The organism is Vibrio sp. THAF190c, assembly GCF_009363355.1.
In the GTDB taxonomy this organism is placed as follows: Bacteria; Pseudomonadota; Gammaproteobacteria; order Enterobacterales; family Vibrionaceae; genus Vibrio; species Vibrio fortis_A.
The window spans coordinates 2,001,548-2,018,598 of record NZ_CP045338.1; the positions used below are offsets into that span (position 1 = coordinate 2,001,548).

Consider the following 17,051-nt stretch of genomic DNA (forward strand, 5'->3'; position numbering starts at 1 on the left):
ACTTATTCATCTTCATATCGTCCAGCTATTGCCCTTTTCGACAACGCTGTTTTCCGAAGCGTAAGAGTTAATAATCGTAAAACTCGATTCCGCTCCGTTTTCACGGTAGCTCTTATGCTGCAATTGTGAAGAATCACAACTGCAGTCACGACAAACCTTCTCTAAGATGTGTACCAGTCGCGCCTTATTAAGTGGCAGTGGGTTTCCCTTGATCGCTACCGACTTCATCGCATCCTCAGCAACATCTTCAAACGGTGTTTTACATACTCCGAAGTGAAGGAGACTCGGTATTTCAAGCGTCTCGAGTAACCCTGAAAGCCAACTGACTGACTGCTCCTCAATTGCGTTCTCATCCCCCGTTACGATTGCAGCAATACGCTGATACCGAGCCAAGATATCGTCGCGACCCTGCTCTCTAGCGACTTCTATATTCTCAAGCATCACCAAAGGCGCCAAACGACCAGTAATGATGCTGTGTGGCACGTGTATCTTTCCTCCTAATGCCGATGCCAAGCCATGTGCTGCTCCCAATTTAGCATTAGTAATTGCCATGCCACCTAGCATCGACGCAAACGCCAGATCAGCGCGAGCTTGAGGTTGGTCTTCTACACACGCTTTCACCACCGACGCACTCAACTTTCTTAATCCTTCTTCACAAATCATATCAGTGAGTGGATTTGGATCGCCACAAACATAGGCTTCCATTAAGTGAGTAAAGGCATCCATTGCCCCGCGGCCTGACAGATACAAGCTAGTACCATAAGTAAGTGTTGGGTCGACAATCGCCACGTCAGCAAGCATATCTGGACTACGTAAACTGATTTTGACCTGATCTTGGCCAGATTTTAGTACCGCATTTTTGGTGACTTCAGCCCCCGTACTTGCCGTGGTTGGAATCGCAATAAAAGGTAATGGCTTCGTCTTCAAAGGCACATTGCGTCCAACGACTTCTACATAGTCATACACATTGCCCTGATTGGGCAAAATCGCCGCCAACGCTTTCCCCATATCAATTGCACTGCCACCGCCCATAGCAATCACCATATCGGGCTTAAAGCGGCGTGCAGAAGTGGCGGCCTCTTCGACCATGGTTATGTTCGGCTCACCCGACACGGCGATGTGCTGATAACGCATACTCTGTGCGTCGAGATATTCGGTAACAATCGTGGTTCTGTCTAGGTTACTCCCAGTCACCAGTAACACGCTGTAGCCATACTGATTAAACTGAGACAGTGAAGACGGTAATGCTCCTTCACCAAAGATGATCTTTGTAGATGTCATAAATTGAAACATGGTGCCTCCTGCGCCTATGACCAAACAATACTACGAACTCTTTGTTGTTGTGGTTTGCTAAAACTTCTATGCGGTTATCTGTTTATTTGAATGCTATATGATTTATCTAACAACAAGATGCCCGTAACTGAATCGATTTTTTTTGACTCGGTGCAACTTGTCGCATTAAAAACGCCTCAAAGTCAGATTATTAGCGCTGATTCACATTCTGTACCCTATCTCCTTGCGTCTAGCGAGGGCATTAGAGGAAAGCGGAGGTGTGGGTGAATATTATTTAAGCTGATAGGTAAAACCTATCGCATTAACAGGCAATTCCATCTTTATTTCCCCATAGCATTGAGGCATAGTTGGTTTTAAGAATTTTGAGTCGTATCCCTGTAAGAATAGTTAACATATTTGGGTTAACGAGCCTCATCCCGTATTTAGGAGAAATGAAATGTTTGTAGTAATCTTTGGTCGCCCTGCTTGTCCATTCTGTGTTCGTGCTAAAGAGCACGCTGAGACTCTTAAAGCTAAGCGCGATGACTTCAACTACCGTTATGTTGACATTCACGCAGAAGGCATCAGCAAAGCTGACCTAGAGAAAACTGTAGGTAAGCCTGTTGAAACTGTTCCTCAAATCTTCGTAGACCAAGAGCACATCGGTGGCTGTGATGACTTCGAAGCATACGCAAAAGCAAACCTAGGTCTTTTCGATTAATCGAAAGCGTTGATTAAAATAGGTTAAGCCTGACGCAAAGCCTATCAAATCATTGAAGAAACCTTATTCTAAAGCTCACGTGATTCACGTGAGCTTTTTTAATACCTAGAACAAAAATGAATCACGTTAAAATCAAGTGAAATAGCAAATTAGCGCTTATAATTTATCTATAATTAGATACAATTCACATCTCTACACTATCTTATGTTTCACGCCTTATACTGAGCTGCTGCTGTGAATATCGACGTTGTACTTTTGCTTGAGCAAAACCCTATTCTTCTCATCTTTGTCGTATTAGCGATTGGCCTTGCCATTGGTAAAATCCGCTTTGGAAATCTTCAACTAGGTAACTCTATTGGTGTCTTAATCACCTCATTAGTAATGGGTCACCTTGGCTTCTCGTTCAACGCAGAAGCGCTAACCATCGGCTTCATGCTGTTTATCTATTGTGTTGGTATTGAGGCTGGACCTAACTTCTTTGGTATCTTTTTTAGAGATGGCAAACACTACCTCATCTTGAGCTTAGTTGTGCTCTCAACCGCTATCGCCCTCACCTACTTCTGTAGTGAATACTTGGGGCTAGGGTTTGGTTTGTCAGCGGGTATGATGGCTGGTGCACTCACCGCAACGCCAATTCTTGTTGGCGCACAAGATGCCCTCAACTCTGGGCTCGCAGAAGTACCGCGCAACATGGACATTAGCCTAGTTATCGAAAACCTTTCGGTTGGCTATGCGATGGCATACTTAGTCGGCTTGATCAGCATGATCATGTTCGCGCGTTTGATTCCAAAACTGCAAAAGGTAAACCTGCATGACTCTGCAGAGCAGATAGCTCAAGAGCGTGGTTTAGGTGCATCTGGTCAGCGTAAAGTTTACCTGCCAATCATTCGTGCATACCGCGTAGGACAAGAGCTCATTGACTGGACAGACGGCAAGAACCTGCGTGAGCTAGGTATCTACCGTCAAACTGGTTGTTACATTGAACGTATCCGTCGTAACGGCATTCTTGCCCACCCAGATGGTGACGCAATTCTTCAAGAAGGCGATGAGATCGCACTAGTGGGTTTCCCAGACAGCCATGCTCGTCTTGATCCTAGCTTTAGAAACGGTAAAGAGGTATTCGACCGTAACCTTCTTGACCTACGTATCGTAGAAGAAGAGATCGTCGTAAAAAGTGACAGTATCGCGGGTAAACGCCTTTCAGACCTCAACCTGTCTGAATATGGCTGTTTCTTGAACCGTGTAGTGCGTGCTCAAATCGAAATGCCGATGGATTTAAACATCGTATTAGCCAAGGGTGACGTTCTACAAGTCAGTGGTGAGAAGAGTCGTGTTCATGGCCTAGCTGAGAAAATCGGTTTCATCTCGATTCACAGCCAAATGGCAGACTTAATGGCTTTCTGTAGCTTCTTCATTCTGGGGATTCTATTCGGTCTAATTACAATGACATTCGGCCAAGTTTCGTTTGGGCTGGGTAATGCTGTTGGCCTACTGCTTTCAGGCATTATGCTGGGCTTCTTACGAGCAAACCACCCTACCTTTGGTTATGTACCTCAGGGTGCTCTGAACATGGTCAAAGACCTAGGTTTAATGTTCTTTATGGTTGGTATTGGACTTAGCGCCGGTGGCAAGATATTTGAGCACTTAACTCAAGTCGGCCCTCAAGTCATAGGGATTGCGTTGATAGTAAGTGTGCTGCCGGTAATATTCGCGTACCTAGTCGGCGCTTACATTCTTAAGATGAACCGCGCGCTGCTATTTGGTGCCATCATCGGTGCAAGAACCTGCGCACCCGCGATGGACATCGTAAACGACCACGCTCGCTCAACTATCCCTGCTCTGGGCTATGCCGGTACGTACGCGATAGCCAACATATTGATGACCCTAGCCGGTACTTTCATCATCATTATCAGCTAACGACTAGATTCGTTCAGAATTTTCCAATGCACTAATTCGAAAGAGTTAGTGCATTTTTTATGACTTGTTTTTAACAGTTCAAGCCTCGCTCCTGCTCTTAACTCCCTTCGTATCTCGCCACCCGTATCTGCTCTCAACTCCTCTCGCATCCTGCCACTCGCATCCCGCATCTGCTTTTTCAAATCCCTTCGCATCTCGAAATTCGTATCTCGCATCCGCCCCTAGATCAAAAAAAGGCGCTCAATGAGCGCCTTTTAGTATTTAGACCTAGCTAATTAGATTAGATGTCTGCTACATCAAACTCAACAGCTGGGTTAACGTCTGCATCGTAGTCTACGCCTTCAACGCCGAAACCGAATAGTTTCAAGAACTCTTCTTTGTACTCTACGTAGTCAGTCAGCTCTTTTAGGTTTTCAGTCGTGATTTGTGGCCATAGGTTGCGGCAGTGTTCTTGGATATCTTCACGAAGTTCCCAGTCATCTAGACGTAGACGGTTCTTCTCATCCACTTCTGCTGCGCTGCCGTCTTCTTTGTATAGACGTTGGCTGAACATGCGGAAGATCTGTTCCATACAACCTTCGTGTACGCCTTCTTCACGCATCTTCTTGAATACCATTGCGATGTACAGTGGCATTACTGGAATTGCAGAGCTTGCTTGAGTCACAACAGACTTAAGAACAGCAACGTTCGCAGTACCGCCAGTTTGACCTAGCTTCTCGTTAAGAGCCGCTGCAGCACGGTCTAGGTCCATCTTCGCTTTACCTAGCGCGCCATCCCAGTAGATTGGCCACGTTAGCTCAGTACCGATGTAACTGTAGGCAACTGTCTTACAACCGTCAGCAAGAACACCAGCTTCAGAAAGAGCGTTGATCCAAAGTTCCCAGTCTTCACCGCCCATTACGGTTACTGTGTCTTTGATCTCTTCTTCTGTTGCAGGCTCTACGCTTGCTTCAATGATCGTGTCTTTGTTTGTATCAACTGCTGTTGAAGTGTAAGTCTCACCGATAGGCTTAAGAGAAGAACGAACAACTTCGCCAGTCTCAGGCATTTTACGTACTGGAGAAGCCAGAGAGTAAACCACCATGTCAACTTGACCTAGGTCTTCTTTAATTAGGTCGATTGTCTTTTGCTTAGCTTCGTTAGAGAAAGCATCGCCATTTAGGCTTTTCGAGTATAGGCCTTCTTCTTTTGCTAGCTTGTCGAATGCTGCTGAGTTGTAGTAGCCAGCTGTGCCCGGCTTTTTCTCAGTACCAGCTTTTTCGAAGAAAACACCGATAGTTGAAGCGCCGCCACCAAATGCAGCTGCGATACGAGAAGACAAGCCATAGCCACTTGAAGAACCCACAACAAGTACACGTTTTGGTGCATTTGCAATTGGGCCTTGAGCTTTGGTGTAAGCGATTTGTTCTTTTACGTTAGCTTCACAACCAACTGGGTGTGTTGTAGTACAGATGAATCCGCGAATTCGAGGTTTGATGATCATATTCAACTTCCTTAAAAAATCCCTGTTAGGATAAAAGTTTCGTCTACAAATGGCATCTAATTTCTTCAAAAATGTGGCTAAAATGCAAGTGGTTGGAGCACTCGGGTTGTATTTGCAGACATTTGTTCAAAATTCTAGCAAAGTTCTGGTTGTGTGCCGTACAAATACAAAAACGGCACCTCGAAAGGTGCCTTTTGATGATATTTCTATCAAGCAACGCTATTTAGCTTAGGTTTCAGCTCTTTTCGCGTCAAAGTTTCACTATAGTCGTGACTAAAGTGGTCAACTTGAATTGCAGCATAGCGCAGTTTGTCTGCTGCTAAGATTTGGTCAACTTCAGCTTGTGTTAACACTTCAGCAGCCAATGCTTGCTCTAGTCGGTCAGCCAACAGACCTTTGCGTGCTACCTTACCTTCTTTCACTGCTTTGAAGATCTTACGCTCTAGTGGTTTGATATCGTACATCGCAATGAATGCGTTCTCCATCAAACCAACGCTGTCATCTTCGTCTTGGCCAATGTAGCAAAGGTGCGTTAGGCGCTCACGGTGCGCTCCTGGAGTCATTAGACTTTCAGCAAGTTTCACTGTTAGCGTGTCGCTAGGCTTCTCGAAGTGGTTACCCACTGGGAAGATTAGCCCTTTCAGAATCTTACCCACTACTTTGTTAGGGAAGTTGCGGTACGCTTCCTGTAGCGACTTAGCCGCGTGGTGGAAACAGTGCTGTACTGCGTAGTGCAAGTAATCTAGGTCAGCTTGTTGACGACCTTCATCTTCATACTTCTTAAGCGCTGCAGAAGCCATGTATAGGTAACTTAGACCATCACCTAGACGTGCAGAAATTAGCTCTTTACGTTTCAGTTCACCACCCAGAGTTAGCATTGCAAAGTCAGCACTCACTGCAAGAGCACGGCTTAGACGAGTTAAGTCTTGGTAGTATGGTTTCGTTGGACCGCTCATATCCGCTTTGATGAACTTAGAGCCTGTTAGTGCAGCGCCGAAAGCACCAAACGTGTTCTTAGTTGCGTGAGAGATGTGTTTGAATAGTAGATCATCGAACTCTTTCGCGCCTTGTTTCTCATCTGGATTTGCCGCAGCTTCCATCTCACGAAGTACGTAAGGGTGACAACGCGTTGCACCTTGACCGAAGATCATCAGGTTACGTGTCAGGATGTTTGCCCCTTCCACCGTAATCGCAACTGGAATACCTAGGTACGGTGCAGCCAGATAGTTCATCGGACCGTCTTGGATTGCACGACCAGAGTGGATGTCCATCGAGTCGTTCAAAATGGTACGCGCCATTTCCGTCATGTGGTATTTGGCAATCGCGGTTACGATACCCGGTTTCTCTTTTAGGTCGAGAGAAGTCGTCGTCAGTGTACGCGTTGCTTCAAGTAAATAAGTTAAGCCACCAATGCGACCTAGGCTTTCTGCGACACCTTCAAACTTACCAATCGACATACCAAATTGCTTACGAACGTATGCGTATGCACCGGTTGTACGCGCTGTGAGGTGGCCCATTGCCGTACCTAGAGCCGGTAACGAGATACCACGACCTGCAGACAGACACTCCACCAGCATACGCCAGCCTTTGCCTGCGTAGTCTGCACCACCGATTAGCCATTCCATTGGGATAAACACATCGTGACCACGTGTCGGACCGTTCATGAACGCAAGACCAAGTGGGTCATGACGCTCACCAATCACTACACCTTCGTGATCAGCTGGGATAAGAGCACACGTAATGCCGATATCTTCTTTGTCGCCTAGAAGCTTTTCTGGATCGTGCAGTTTGAATGCAAGACCAAGTACGGTAGCAACCGGCGCTAGCGTGATATAACGCTTGTTCCAGTTAAGACGAATACCTAACGTCTCTTTACCTTCGTGCATGCCCATGCACACAGTACCAACATCTGGGATACCGCCTGCATCAGAACCGGCTTCAGGACCCGTTAGAGCGAAACATGGAATATCTGTACCGTCAGCTAAACGAGGTAACCAGTAGTCTTTTTGCTCTTGAGTACCATAGTGAGACAGTAGCTCACCCGGGCCAAGAGAGTTTGGAACCATTACCGATACTGCAGCACTGATACTGCGAGTAGCGATCTTGGTTACGATTGTTGAGTTCGCAAGCGACGAGAAGTTTCGACCACCATACTCTTTCGAGATGATCAGTGAGAAGAAACGCTCTTTTCTTAAGAAATCCCACACTTCTTTTGGAAGGTCACGGTCTTCTTTAACGATCTTATGGTCATCAAGCATCTCTAGAAGAGTTTCAAGCTCGTTGTCCATGAAAGACTTCTCTTCTGCTGTCAGCTCCGGTTTTGGATATTGATGCAGTTTTTGGAAGTCTGGCTTACCAGAAAAAAGCTCTCCATCCCACCAAACACTACCGGCTTCCATCGCTTCTTTCTCAGTGCTAGAAAGCGGCGGCAGGACTTTTTTGAAGAGTTTAAAAGCTGGGTCGCTTACCCATTTTTGTCTTAGAGAGCTCATAGTTCAGATCCTTTTGTTCACTATTTTTGGTGTGAATTTATGCTTCTTATTGTTCTTACTCTTTAGCTGACATGCCTGCCGCTAAATAAGGAATCAAGATATCGACAACAGCTTTCGCATCAACCTCTCTTCCATAATCATTTTCTGATATTTCCATCAGTGCTTGGCTTGACGCCATGGTGAATACACATGTCCCGAGGGTAAAGTGCAGTCGCCAAAATAACTGTTCTTGAGTGAGGTCTGGATTGGCCTTCATTACCGAGCTGGTAAATAGCCCCAAAACGTCACTGTAACGAGTAGTAATGAACCAACGCAGGTGACCTTGCACATCGGTATAACCACGTCCAATTAACAACATGAAGCGGCTTGTGCCGTCTGGTCTCACATCGTTAAGCGAGCGTAGTGGCGATCTCAAAGATTCGAACACGTCACTCATCGTATACGTTTCGTTCAAATTAAGGTTCACTAGTGCATCTTGAAGTGCAGGCATGAACGCTTCTAAGTAACGATTGATTACTGCTCGAACCAAGGTCTTTTTATCGCCGAAGTGGTAATTTACCGAAGCTAGGTTCACATTTGCTTTACTTGTTATGGTACGTAACGAAGTGTCGTTAAAGCCATGCTCAGCAAACAATCCCTCTGCTACATCCAGTATCTTCTCTTTGGTCGAACTTCTTGGTGCCATTTCAATCACTCGTATTAAACAACTGTTTGAAATATACCCATAGAACATTTATTTAACAAGTAAGCAACATCACATTTTCACCCATTGGTCGTACCAGTTTTAAAAATAGTTTGGTAACACCCTGAATTACCTGTGTTTTAGAAAAACAGAAAAAAAGAACAAATTTTCTTGGAACTGATTGGAAGTTGGCGGGTCATAAAAAGGGTAACAAGAAGCGCATTTTTAAGTCTTTCTGGCCGTCAGACTTGTTTCACTCTCTTGTTACTCACTGCAATTTCCTTATTAACTCCTATACTTGTATCCGCCCAAACCGAGTTGGTTTGGGCTTTTTTTTGCCCATAGTTAGTGAGTTTTGGCTGTTTAACCTCATTCCTCGCCTATCGTTACTCCTTTTAAAAGTCCCTCTCAAATTCACAAAGCAAGCTATTGAGATAATTAACAATAAGAAACCGGAAATTTGTATCTATCAACAGCGTGCACTGCACCTTTTACATAAGTAGGGCTAAGTTCGCTGTACAGTATCCGCATTAACGTTAATTTTTTTGTCTAAACTTCTCATTTTCCAAGCAAATGTCCTAAGCTTCGAATACAAGGTCAGTTTTTTCTCACCACCTGAACTTGTCATCATAAAGAGACAGTCAAAAGTAGAAGGAGAACTACTTTGAAATTGTTCAAATTATCTTTGTTGAGTTGCGTCATTGTTGCAACTCCTCTTGGGGCACAAACGCTAGAACAAGCAGTCGCTATAACGCTTGCTACAAATCCAGAGTTAAAAAGCATCTTTAATGAGTTTTCGAGTGTTCGAAGCCAAAATGATGCAGCGGGAGGCGCGTATCTCCCGAGCATCGATCTAGATGCAGGCATCGGGTATGAAGGGATAAATCCAGCCCCCAACAACGGCCCAGATACTGACCTAACTCGAAAAGAAGCAACCATTTCGTTGACTCAACTCATTTGGGATGGCTCTGCCACGCTCTACAACATAGACCGTACTGCTGCTGAAGCAGAATCGGTTCGCTTACAGCTGCTCGCAGATGCAGAAGACAAGGCGTTGGAAGTTACGCAAGTCTATCTCGACGCAGTAAAAGCAACGGAAGTCTTAGCGCTATCGGAAAGTAACCTCTCGGTTCACAAGAAGATATACAAAGACATCAAACGCAGAGCTGAGTCTGGTATTGGCTCGACGGCGGATGTGTCGCAAGTAGAGGCTCGTATTGCGAAAGCTCACGGTAACCTGCTGGCGGCGCAGAACAACCTGATTGATACACACACCCAGTTTAGAAGGATCGTTGGTCAAGAACCTCTAGGGTTGGTATACCCTCGGGCTGATGTATCTAAGATCCCTCTCTCACTCTCTGATGCCCTGGTGTTTGCTTATGATCACCATCCAGTGATTCAGATTTCGGGTGCCGATGTCGATGCCGCCCACTTTCAATACAAGCAATCCAAAGGGGTTAACTACCCGACCTTCTCTATAGAAGCTTCCCAAACGTGGAGAGATGACGCTGGCGGCGATGAAGGTTCAAGCCAAGAAACGCTCGCCATGTTGCGTATGAGATACAACTTGTACAACGGTGGTAGCGACTCTGCTGAAAGTGAAAGTGCAGCCTACCAGTTGAACAAAGCCAAAGATCTGCGTGATACCGCTTATCGTCAAGTGGAAGAAGGGCTTCGTTTGTCATGGAGTGCTCTAGATTTAACACTTCAACAAAAGAACTTTCTATCCGATCACGTAGACTCTGCAGCCGAAACTGTTATTGCTTATCAAAAGCAGTATCGAATTGGACAACGAACTTTACTTGATGTGCTCAATACAGAGAACGAGTTGTTTGAAGCTCGTAAAGACTACTTAGACGCACACTACGCTGAACAATACGCTAAATACCGTGTATTGAACGCAACGGGAACCCTGCTCGATGCTATGTTGGTTGATGTTCCTGAAGAGTGGACAAGAGGAATGGAGTATTAATTATGAAATCTTTGTATCTCATTTTACCCACTTGTCTAATTTGCCAGCCATTAATGGCGTATGAAGAAGAGCCTTACGGTGAAACGCCTGTGGCAGTGCAGATAGCCGACCTTAAAGACGACGATCTAGATGGTGTAATTAATGCCCGAGACGATTGCCCTTCTACCCCTAGAGGCGCGCTAGTTGACAACGAGGGCTGCGGCGAAAAAATACGTGCACAAGAAGTTAAGCAGTTGCGAATCCTTTTTGCCAATAACTCTTATGAAATTAACCCTGTATTCTCTGACCAGATTCGCCAGATGGCACTCTTCTTAGAGACTTATCAATCGGCCTCTATTGAAGTTCAAGGCTATGCGAGCAAAGTTGGCTCCGCTGAACACAACCTTGCACTATCGAAAGAGAGAGCGCATGCGGTTGAAGACAGATTGATTGCTAATGGGGTTGAGCCTGAACGAGTACGCATTGTCGGTTACGGTGACACAAAACCAGAAAGTGCCGGTGATGATGCAACGTCTCATGCGTTAAATCGACGCGTAACAGCAACGGTTGTAGGTTTAAATGAAGAGATTGTTGAAGAGTGGACTATCTTCACTACACTAGAAAAATAGATTCTTTACGTGACCAACAAACCCAATGTTTAGCAAAACAAATCCAAACAACGCGGATGATTAGGAACATGCTTAGTTGAGAATAGGCTTAAACAATAAAGCCGTGATGAACAGTCATCACGGCTTTTTCGTTTCTTTGTCATTATGTTTTTAAAAGTGTTGGTGGCTACTGTCCTAACCAGCCAACCCTTTCAAACATGTTTTGTAATGATTACAGCTTAACTTCTTGATGCTTTGTCTTAGGTAACGAGACACTCAATAGTACGTAACCCAGAACTGCCGCTGTCGTTGAGCCCATCAAGATACCTAGTCGAGCCAGCGTATCGAAATCTGCGTTCGTTGGGCCAAATGCCAATGACGAGATGAAGATAGACATCGTAAAGCCGATACCACACAGCACAGACACCGCGAAGATATTCATGAAGTTCACACCTTCAGGAAGCTTAGCTACCCCTGTTTTCACTGCGCCCCAGCTGAATAGGAAGATACCCAGTGGCTTACCAATCAATAGACCTAGAGCAATACCAAGCGGTAGCATGCCTGTCAGGTTTGAAATTGAGATGCCTTCCAGTGAGATACCTGCGTTTGCAAATGCGAAGATTGGCAAGATTGCAAAAGCTACGTACGGGTGCAGAGCATGCTCTAGGTGTTTCAGCGGAGAGTGCTCCCCTTTGTTGCCTTTAAGCGGGATCGCAAAACCGATAACCACACCAGCAAGTGTTGCGTGAACACCAGACTTCAATACTGCGAACCACAGAATTGCACCAACAATCAGATAAGCGCTCAGTTTGGTCACATGCTTATTGTTTAGCATGAACAGCACACCTGTTGCGATGAAGCCAACTGTTAGCGCCAGTGTCGATAGGTCACCTGAGTAGAACAGTGCAATGATAACAACAACACCTAGGTCATCGATGATTGCTAGTGCCAACAGGAACACCTTCAAGCTTACCGGTACACGGTTACCAAGAAGTGCCATGATACCCAATGCGAATGCGATATCTGTAGCTGCTGGGATAGCCCAACCTTGAAGCGCTTCAGGGTTACTTGAGTTGAATAGCACATAAATTAGTGCAGGAGCTAGCATACCACCTACCGCAGCGATGGCTGGGAAGATTGCTGTCTCTTTAGATTTTAATGCGCCTTCTAAAAGCTCACGCTTTACTTCAAGGCCGATAAGTAGGAAGAAGACTGCCATTAGGCCGTCGTTGATCCAGTGAGACACGGACATACCAAATACGTATGTGTGTAGCATACCCTGATACATTTCGTTCAGAGGTGAGTTCGCTACGAACATTGCAACTGCCGCAGCAATTACCAAAATGATGCCGCCAGCAGATTCCATTTTAAAGAAGTCACGGATGACGTCGTTCATGATTTCGCCCTTATATTTATTATTTAAATAAACGAATAACAAAGAATAGACACGAGTGTATAGCCAACTTTCGACGATACATAATCACTTCTTTGGATGTTTAACTTCGGTTTTTCCTACAAATACTAAACAATACGTCGTATATTCCATAATGTTGTTACTCACACTAAATTAAGTATAGATGACCAATATTATAAGTGTAAGCTAGACGAACCCTCCATAAAGTGAGTTAACGTGCATAAAAAAGGCTATCAAATGATAGCCTTATATAAAAATCAATAACCAGTCAGTTGCATAAACCCTGACGCCTCATGGCTTCCACTGGCCATAATGGGTCCCTCCCAATAAGGGATAACAAACGGTAGCCACATGTCCCTACGTTGAATCCGAGTTGTGAGGTTGATCTCATATTTAGGCACGTTGATGATCCACTGAAGCGGCATTCTGCGCCCGTTGAGCAGAGTACTAGTAGGCAATGGTGTGATGTCGATATCTGAATCAGAGAGCTGATAAACCTTTCCTGAGCGAGTTGCTAGCGTACCAAACACATATGGCATCTGCTCATTGCTCCGGTAACGACTCACACTCAGAGCAGAACCATCATCTAAGTTAAAGACAAACCAATCCCAACCTTGCTGCCCTTCACCAAGTAGACCGCTGCCCCACTCTTTATGAAGCCAGGCGTTACCAGACACTTCAATTTCTTTACCATCAAGCATCAGTTTGCCATTCAGAGCCAAGAACGGCGCACTAAAGTTGTATGAAGCAATAGGAAGCAAATCGTGTTTCTTCTGATAGCCGTTTTCGCCATTCAGCACGTAAGGGCCTTTGGTCACTGAATCGAGTTCTAAACCAAATGTGTCGGTTTCAATGCTCAAACGCCCCGGGAACGGGGTCGCACCAAGCGCACGCCAGTTCCAGTTATCAATCCAGATACGGAATGGACGATTAGTCATTCCTGCTTGGCCAATACCGCCACGTGCGAGTCTTTGTTCTTTCCACACTTGAGTGGCTGAGGTAACAACCACATTAGAGATATAGATTTGTGGGCTTTGCCAACCGCGCGCCTCTCGTTCATCGGTCGCGATTCTAAAAAAGCTCCATTGAACGGAGTAGTCTTTACCATTGGCATCTTCTAAAGTCGCGAAGTAATGCCACCACTCATGTTGGAACTCAGGATGGAATTGGAAATCTTTCGGCAGTGAAACGGTACGGTCAGGCAATACTGGTTCAAACACCTTAAATTGCTCACTCACCAACACAGAATTGACTTCATTGATACCCTCTTCACCTACATCAGCGAAGTAAGAGTAATAAGACCAAATACCAACAAACAGACCAAAGAAGCCGACCAGTAGAGCAGCAGAGAGGACTCTATTTCTCGGTTTTTTCACGCCTTTTCTTTGACCCATTTACAGCGCATCCCTAAGTGATTTCATCGGTGTATTACCTATCATACGCAATACTGGCAAGGCTCCAGCAATCATCAACGCCGCCATCGACCATGCAAAGGTCATGAAGTAGTCCCAAGGTATGACTTGCAGCTCTAAAGACCAACCGAAAGACTGCTTAATCACGATATCTACAATCAGGTTAGCCAACGCTAAACCAAGTGGTATCGCTATCAGTGACGATATCAGACCAAAGACAAACAACTGCAGACTTCCCGTAAAGATCAGCTCTTTTGCCGACACGCCTAAGCAGCGCTGCAGCGAAATATGTCGTTGCCTTGATACCTCACCCGCAACGGTCGCGAAGAAGATACCAAACACAGCAATAACCAATGTAATGTTGCCCAAGGTATCTGCAATCGCAAAAGTACGGTCAAAGACACGCATCGCTTGGCTATGAATATTGTTATTGTCAAAGATGCGCTCAGAGCTCAATCTAAATACCGACTCTAGCCTGCTACGCAGCCCGGTTGGGTTTACATCTTCTTTAAGTATGACACCTAATCCAACATTGCCCCGCCCCGCAAAGCCGTATAGCCAGTTACGATGCGACATCATGACTTGATGATAAGGATTACCGTAGTCGTAATATACACCGACAACTTGCCATCCAGAGCCAAGACTATCGTACATATCGATGTAGTCACCCGGTCGAATGCCTAGCTTGAGCGACATCGACTCACTAATAAGGACGCCCTTAGAGTGATGTAGGTGGTACCAGTAGTTCGGGATACCCAGTTTAATGGTTAACGCCTCTAGCTCCCCTTCAGAAGGACCAGTACTCACAACTTGGATACTGCCTACTGGAGAAGGAATATCTTTCTCCCAGCGCCACCATACCGAGTCTACTTCTGGCTGATCTGATAGCCAGTTGCTCATGCGTGCTGCAGAGTTATTGGTTGGGTAGATATACAAGTCTGCCGCAAGACGCTGAGACAACCATTTATCAGTAGTATCTCGGAAGCTACCTACCATGGTTTCAACACCGATGTTTGCCGTCATCGCTAGCATAAACGCCATAGTAGCAACGCCGCGGTAACTCATGCTCGCAGCTGCATCCGCGAAGAACCAACGCGCGCGAACCCAGCGCAGAGAGTATGAGAAGCTATTGAACAGTTTCCACATTAAAAAAGGTGTAAACAGCGCAACACTCACTAGCATCAGTGCAATGATGGCAAAGCCAGACTCTTGTGTTTGAGGAGCTTGATATACCGCCACAGCAGCTACACAGAAACCACAACCGATCAACGCTTGCCATGTAAACTCAGTACCCGCGAAACGCATCAGAGACAAACGAGATGAGAGTCGAATTGGCTGAGACTTTAGCAAACGGATCAAAGGCCAAGCACACGCTAAAAATGCACCGATTAATGCCATAGCAAAACTGTAGACGCTCGCTTTCCAGCTCCAGTCGATACTCAGGCCGACATTAGCGTCGTAAAGGTCACCGAGGCTTGAGGACACGGCTGGCAGCAATTGATTTGCCAACATCACACCAAAGACGTTACCGCAGATCCAACTAACAACAACTAGCGCTAGCAACTCAAAACAGAGTGCTTTGGTTAACTGCCAACCGGATACACCAGTTTGTCTCAGAACCCCAACCAAAGGTTGTCTCTGGATAAAAGAGAGCGACATGGCTTGATAGAAGATGAACAGGCCTACAACAAACGAAAGCATTCCCATCGCCGTCAAGTTCAAGTGGAATGCACTGGTTAGCGACTCCAACTCAGCTTTAGAGCTGCGAGAGATGGTTAAGCCATTCGGCAGCATGCTCTTGAGACGCTCAAACTTCGCTTCCGACATATCTGAACAGGCGATAACGGATAGGCCAGAACTGCGTTTCAACATTCTCAGTAAAGAGATGTCCGCAATCAAACGTGTTCCGTTAATCATCTTGTTCTGGTCGACAACTAAAGGTCCAAGTTCAGAGCCGTCTGCAAGGTGAATATAGTCACCGTCACGCCACTCCATATGCTTGGCCAGATCATCACTCACTAAGATTGGGTATGGCGGCTTCATCAGGTTGAGCGTGGTGAGGTCTTGAAGCGCAACACCAGGTTGCAACTGAAGCATCGAGACAGGATCCAAGCCTATCAACATAAAGTTGGAGCCGTTCTCGTCAGTTACACGATGGTTATAAAAAGGGGCGCACTGCTGAAATCCTTCACGACGAAGTTGAATGTAGAAACCTTGTGGGATCTTATTGGCGCTATGTTTTGGGCGAATACGGTAAGGAAGCGGATTGGAAAATAGCTTTTCGCCATGAGCATAGCTCTGCTTAGCATGTTGGTTGATGGCAGTAACACCAACCAAAAGAGAGACGCCCAGTGTTAGACCGAGCCAAACAAGAATGATTTGAAGTGGGTAGCGTCGATAATGACCGAGTAGCGCTTTAACTACGGGCCATAACATGAAGCTGCCCCCCTTGTAGACGGATGCAGCCATCCATATGCTGGGCAACCTTTTCACTGTGTGTCACTAACAATAGCGTACACTCAAGCTCACGAGCTAATGACGTCAGTAAGCGCATTACCGCTTCTGCGTTGCGCTCGTCTAGGCTACCAGTAGGCTCATCGGCAAGCAGGATCTTTGGCTCCATATAGAGAGCTCGAGCAATCGCGGCACGCTGCTGCTGACCACCAGACACCTCTTCAGGGTAGCGTCCCAATAAAGGCATAAGATCGAGTGCAGACAAAATTTGACGCCATAAGCCTTTATCTTCAGGTAAACCTTTCAGTTGACGGCAAAAGCGGATGTTATCGGCAATGTTCAGTGTTGGTAGCAAGTTGAACTGTTGAAAGATATGCCCGATGTTATTGCGGCGGTAAGCAGTGCGATCACGCTCCTTTGCCATATGCATATCAAAATTCGGGAATAGAATTTCCCCAGAGTCAGCAAGGTCGAGCCCTGCAATGAGGTTAAGCAGTGTACTCTTACCTGAGCCACTTTCACCCATTAATGCAAGCTGGTCCCCTTGATTTAATGTTAATTCAGCACCTTGTAAAACGGGATGGAACTCTCCCCCGTCGACATAGCCCTTACATAGGTCTGATAGCTTTAACATTAAACAGCTCA

12 protein-coding genes are annotated in these 17,051 nt (G+C 45.8%); 4 read left to right on the forward strand and 8 right to left on the reverse strand.

All coding sequences use genetic code 11. The features are described from left to right. Positions 1–12: 12 nt before the first annotated feature. Entirely contained in the window at positions 13–1,293 is a 1,281-nt protein-coding gene (locus FIV04_RS08860; RefSeq protein ID WP_152468916.1) for an iron-containing alcohol dehydrogenase, read from the reverse strand. Between the two features lie 436 nt (positions 1,294–1,729). Between FIV04_RS08860 and FIV04_RS08865 the strand changes: the two genes are divergently transcribed. Both FIV04_RS08865 and FIV04_RS08870 read left to right on the forward strand, forming a co-directional pair. After that, positions 1,730–1,993 (forward strand): GrxA family glutaredoxin, encoded by a 264-nt coding sequence (locus FIV04_RS08865; protein WP_032548707.1) that lies wholly within the window; start codon positions 1,730–1,732, stop codon positions 1,991–1,993. Positions 1,994–2,227: 234 nt separating this feature from the next. Continuing rightward, a complete protein-coding gene (locus FIV04_RS08870) occupies positions 2,228–3,910 on the forward strand; it encodes an aspartate:alanine antiporter (protein ID WP_150894274.1) in 1,683 nt (560 codons plus the stop codon). 280 nt (positions 3,911–4,190) lie between these two features. Here the strand turns inward: FIV04_RS08870 and fabV are convergent, their stop codons facing one another. The 3 genes from fabV to FIV04_RS08890 all read right to left on the reverse strand — a co-directional run bounded on the left by fabV (position 4,191) and on the right by FIV04_RS08890 (position 8,570). Beyond that, positions 4,191–5,393: an enoyl-ACP reductase FabV gene (gene fabV, locus FIV04_RS08875; protein ID WP_032548703.1), complete on the reverse strand. Its 1,203-nt coding sequence runs from the start codon at positions 5,391–5,393 to the stop codon at positions 4,191–4,193. 209 nt (positions 5,394–5,602) lie between these two features. Further along, complete coding sequence (locus FIV04_RS08885; RefSeq protein WP_152468918.1) at positions 5,603–7,885, reverse strand: acyl-CoA dehydrogenase; 2,283 nt, start codon at positions 7,883–7,885, stop codon at positions 5,603–5,605. Positions 7,886–7,940: 55 nt separating this feature from the next. After that, entirely contained in the window at positions 7,941–8,570 is a 630-nt protein-coding gene (locus tag FIV04_RS08890; protein WP_032548700.1) for a TetR/AcrR family transcriptional regulator, read from the reverse strand. 661 nt (positions 8,571–9,231) lie between these two features. Between FIV04_RS08890 and FIV04_RS08895 the strand changes: the two genes are divergently transcribed. Beyond that, the gene (locus tag FIV04_RS08895; protein ID WP_152468919.1) at positions 9,232–10,539 is read left to right on the forward strand and encodes a TolC family outer membrane protein; all 1,308 of its coding nucleotides are present in this window, start codon (positions 9,232–9,234) and stop codon (positions 10,537–10,539) included. A 53-nt stretch (positions 10,540–10,592) separates the two neighbouring features. Beyond that, complete coding sequence (locus FIV04_RS08900) at positions 10,593–11,147, forward strand: OmpA family protein (RefSeq protein WP_253895408.1); 555 nt, start codon at positions 10,593–10,595, stop codon at positions 11,145–11,147. A gap of 211 nt (positions 11,148–11,358) precedes the next feature. Here the strand turns inward: FIV04_RS08900 and nhaA are convergent, their stop codons facing one another. The 4 genes from nhaA to FIV04_RS08920 all read right to left on the reverse strand — a co-directional run bounded on the left by nhaA (position 11,359) and on the right by FIV04_RS08920 (position 17,040). Beyond that, positions 11,359–12,522 (reverse strand): Na+/H+ antiporter NhaA, encoded by a 1,164-nt coding sequence (gene nhaA, locus FIV04_RS08905; RefSeq protein ID WP_152468921.1) that lies wholly within the window; start codon positions 12,520–12,522, stop codon positions 11,359–11,361. A 275-nt stretch (positions 12,523–12,797) separates the two neighbouring features. Next, positions 12,798–13,934 (reverse strand): lipocalin-like domain-containing protein, encoded by a 1,137-nt coding sequence (locus FIV04_RS08910; RefSeq protein ID WP_152468922.1) that lies wholly within the window; start codon positions 13,932–13,934, stop codon positions 12,798–12,800. Further along, positions 13,935–16,388, reverse strand: coding sequence for an ABC transporter permease (locus FIV04_RS08915; RefSeq protein WP_152468923.1), 2,454 nt, complete (start codon positions 16,386–16,388; stop codon positions 13,935–13,937). Beyond that, on the reverse strand, positions 16,369–17,040 hold the full coding sequence (locus tag FIV04_RS08920; protein ID WP_032548689.1) for an ABC transporter ATP-binding protein: 672 nt from the start codon (positions 17,038–17,040) through the stop codon (positions 16,369–16,371). Before FIV04_RS08920 ends, FIV04_RS08915 begins: the two co-directional genes overlap by 20 nt. Positions 17,041–17,051: the final 11 nt, after the last annotated feature.